A 3,556-nucleotide genomic window follows, 5' to 3' on the forward strand; every position below is an offset into this window, starting at 1 on the left:
TGAGACACCCCCTTCCTCCGAACGCCCGGTTGTGGTGGTGGGGCTCTCGCCCCCCCCCCGCGATAAGGCCTAAAAAAAGCCCGCTCACGCGGGTCACAGGGGCCCACGGGAGCGGGCGCGTCCCGCAATGTTTCAGGCAAAGGGAATTCAGGCGAAGGCCGGCACCACTTCCTTGATGAACAGCTCCAGCGACTTTTTCTTTTCGGCATGGGGCAGGCTGTTGTCGCACCAGAAGCTGAACTCGTCGACGCCGAGTTCCTGGTAGTACTTGATGCGCGCAATGATCTCTTCGGGGGTGCCGATCATGGTGTTCTTGCGGATGTTGTTCAGCTCGAACGCTGGCACTTCGGCGAACTTCGATTCCGGGCTGGGCTCCAGGAAGCCATTGACCGGGGTGGTCTTGTTGCCGAACCAGGCGTCGAAGGTGCGGTAGAAGCGCGAGATGGCCTGGGCGCCGACTTTCCAGCCTTCAGGCTCCGACGGGCTGTGCACGTGGGTGTGGCGCAGCACCATCAGTTGCGGGCGCGGCACATCCGGGTTGTTGTCCAGGGCGGCTTGGAACTTGTTCTTCAGGTCCAGCACTTCTTCGTCGCCCTTCATCAGCGGGGTGACCATGACATTGCAGCCATTGGCCACGGCGAAGTTGTGCGAGTCCGGGTCGCGGGCAGCGATCCACATCGGCGGCGTGGCGTTGAACGGCTTGGGCACGCTGGTGGAGGTGGGGAACTTGTAGACTTCGCCGTCATGGGCGTAGTCGCCTTCCCACAGCTTGCGCACCACCGGCACCATTTCGCGCAGGGCCTTGCCACCGTCGGTGGCCGGCATGCCGTTGGCCATGCGGTCGAATTCGAACTGGTAGGCGCCGCGGGCCAGGCCCACTTCCATGCGACCGTTGCTGATCACATCGAGCAGGGCGCATTCGCCGGCCACGCGGATCGGGTTCCAGAACGGCGCGATGATGGTGCCGGCGCCCAGGCGGATTTTCTCGGTGCGCGCGGCGAGGTAGGCCAGCAGCGGCATCGGGCTCGGCGAGATGGTGTATTCCATGGCGTGGTGTTCGCCGATCCACACGGTGCTGAAACCGCCGTCTTCGGCCATCAAGGTCAGTTCGGTCAGGTCTTCGAACAGCTGGCGGTGGCTGACCTGTTCATCCCAACGTTCCATGTGCACGAACAACGAAAATTTCATGGGGCTTTCCTCGGAGCTTGTTGTTGTCGCCTGCCGGGGCAGGTTTTCAGATGGGTTGCCGGTGATCGCGGGGCAAGTCGTATCAGGCGAAGGCCGGCAGGCTGGCCATCTTGCCGCGGCAGTAGATCATTGGCCGTGGCGCCTCTTGCGGCACGATCAGGTTGTGCACCTTGCCGACCATGATGGCGTGGTCGCCACCTTCGTATTCGCGCCACAGTTCGCATTCGATGACGGCGGTGGCGCCGGCCAGGATCGGGTTGCCGAGGTCGCTCAGGGTCCACTCGATACCGCTGGCCTTGTCCTTGCCCTTTTTCGCGAATGCATAGGCCTCGGCTTGCTGATCACCGGACAACAGGTGAATGGCGAAGCGCTTGTTCTTCATCAAGACAGGGTAGGAGTCGGAGCTGTAGTTGGGGCAGAACAGCACCAGTGGCGGGTCCATCGACAGCGAGGAGAAGGCGCTGGCGGTGAGGCCGACGATCGAGCCGTCGTCGTCCAGGGTGGTGATGACGGTAACGCCGGACGGGAAGGAGCCCAGGACGTTCTTGTAGACAGTTGCGTCGATCATCTTGTGTACCTCGGAAGGGCTGCGGTGGTCCGCGGTTTTTATCGTTGATGTGTCTGATGGTATACCGTAATACCTATTTTGCAAGCGGAATTTTCAGGTGCACGGATAACGCGATGAACGGTTAAGGCCCCGTATTCATTGGGTTTGGCAGTGAAAAGGCTGCGCCAAGGCGGGGCGCCAAGCAGATCAGATGCGCTGAAAAAGCGCGGCGCAGTGTTGTCAAAAGTTTGGAATACCATAATATGGTCCGCAGCTGAGAGGCCGCCTTGAGCGGTTTCCATACAAAGATAAAAAACGACCTTTCGAGCTGAAAACCTATGTCCCAACCGTCGTCGCAACACCAGTTTGTCGAAAATCACACGGTCGATTACGTTCCACCTGCCGAGCGCCATGGGAAGGCGCGCGACCTGTTCACCCTGTGGTTCAGCACCAACATCGCGCCACTGCCCATCGTCACCGGGGCCATGGTGGTGCAGGTGTTCCACCTGAACCTGTTGTGGGGCCTGATCGCCATCGCGCTGGGCCATCTGCTGGGCGGTGTGGTACTCGCCCTGGCCTCTGCGCAGGGACCGCAGCTGGGCATTCCGCAGATGGTGCAGAGCCGTGGCCAGTTCGGCCGCTACGGCGCGCTGCTGATCGTGTTCTTCACTGCGCTGATCTACGTCGGCTTCTTCATTTCCAACATCGTCCTGGCGGGCAAGTCGATCCACGGCATCGCCCCCAGCGTGCCGATGCCCAGCGCCATCGTCATCGGCGCCCTGAGCGCCACCGCCATCGGCGTGATCGGCTACCGCTTCATCCACATCCTCAACCGCATCGGTACCTGGGTGATGGGCTCGGCGCTGCTGGCCGGTTTCATCATGATGTTCGTCCAGGACCTGCCGGCCGACTTCTTCAGCCGTGGCGCGTTCAACCTGTCGGGCTTCATCGCCACGGTGTCGCTGGGCACCATCTGGCAGATCAGCTTCTCGCCGTACACCTCTGACTACTCGCGTTACCTGCCGCGTGAGATCGGCATTGCCAAGCCGTTCTGGGCCACCTACTTCGGCGCCACCCTGGGCACCATCCTGTGCTTCAGCTTCGGTGCAGTGGCGGTACTGTGCGTACCGCAAGGCACTGACGCCATGGCTGCGGTCAAGCAGGCCACCGGCTGGCTGGGGCCGATCCTGATGGTGCTGTTCCTGCTCAACATCATCAGCCACAACGCCCTCAACCTGTACGGCGCGGTGCTGTCGATCGTCACCGCGATCCAGACGTTCGCCGCCCAGTGGACGCCGAGCATCAAGGTGCGCGTGGTGTTGGCGGCGGTGATCCTGGTGGCTTGCGGCATGGTTGCGCTGAACGCTTCGGCCGACTTCATCGGTGAGTTCATCGGCCTGATCCTGGCCCTGCTGCTGGTGCTGGTGCCGTGGGCGTCGATCAATCTGGTGGACTTCTACCTGATCAAGAAGGGCGAGTACGACATCGCCTCGATCTTCAGCGCCGACGGTGGCATTTACGGCCGTTTCAACCACCACGCGATCATCGCCTACGCCTGCGGCATCCTGGTACAGCTGCCGTTCGCCAACACGTCGCTGTATGTCGGGCCATACTCGAACATCGTCGAAGGGGCTGACTTGTCGTGGCTGTTCGGCTTGATCGTGACCGTGCCGCTGTATTACTGCCTGGCGACGCGCAACACGCCGGTGAAGGCGGGCAGGGTGGTCGGCGCGAACGACTGATTCATCGCGCAGATGCATCGCGGGGGGGGGGAGACCCCACCCCCCCCACTACACCGGCGAAGCGGGGGGAAATTTTCTC

3 protein-coding genes are annotated in these 3,556 nt (G+C 62.0%); 1 reads left to right on the forward strand and 2 read right to left on the reverse strand.

Annotated elements, in window-relative coordinates:
* Positions 1-147: 147 nt before the first annotated feature.
* Entirely contained in the window at positions 148-1,188 is a 1,041-nt protein-coding gene (locus tag ACO6VM_RS18170) for an LLM class flavin-dependent oxidoreductase (protein ID WP_401060843.1), read from the reverse strand.
* 82 nt (positions 1,189-1,270) lie between these two features.
* Complete coding sequence (locus tag ACO6VM_RS18175; protein ID WP_401060844.1) at positions 1,271-1,756, reverse strand: flavin reductase family protein; 486 nt, start codon at positions 1,754-1,756, stop codon at positions 1,271-1,273.
* A gap of 317 nt (positions 1,757-2,073) precedes the next feature.
* Between ACO6VM_RS18175 and ACO6VM_RS18180 the strand changes: the two genes are divergently transcribed.
* A complete protein-coding gene (locus ACO6VM_RS18180) occupies positions 2,074-3,477 on the forward strand; it encodes a purine-cytosine permease family protein (protein ID WP_422403613.1) in 1,404 nt (467 codons plus the stop codon).
* Positions 3,478-3,556: the final 79 nt, after the last annotated feature.

The organism is Pseudomonas sp. GZD-209, from assembly GCF_049310485.1.
Taxonomy (GTDB): Bacteria; Pseudomonadota; Gammaproteobacteria; order Pseudomonadales; family Pseudomonadaceae; genus Aquipseudomonas; species Aquipseudomonas sichuanensis.

Excerpts from the sequence above, each read along its gene's own strand:
- ACO6VM_RS18175 (WP_401060844.1), bottom strand. The coding sequence starts at position 1,756 with ATGATCGACGCAACTGTCTACAAGAACGTCCTGGGCTCCTTCCCGTCC.
- ACO6VM_RS18180 (WP_422403613.1), top strand. The coding sequence starts at position 2,074 with ATGTCCCAACCGTCGTCGCAACACCAGTTTGTCGAAAATCACACGGTC.
- ACO6VM_RS18170 (WP_401060843.1), bottom strand. The coding sequence starts at position 1,188 with ATGAAATTTTCGTTGTTCGTGCACATGGAACGTTGGGATGAACAGGTC.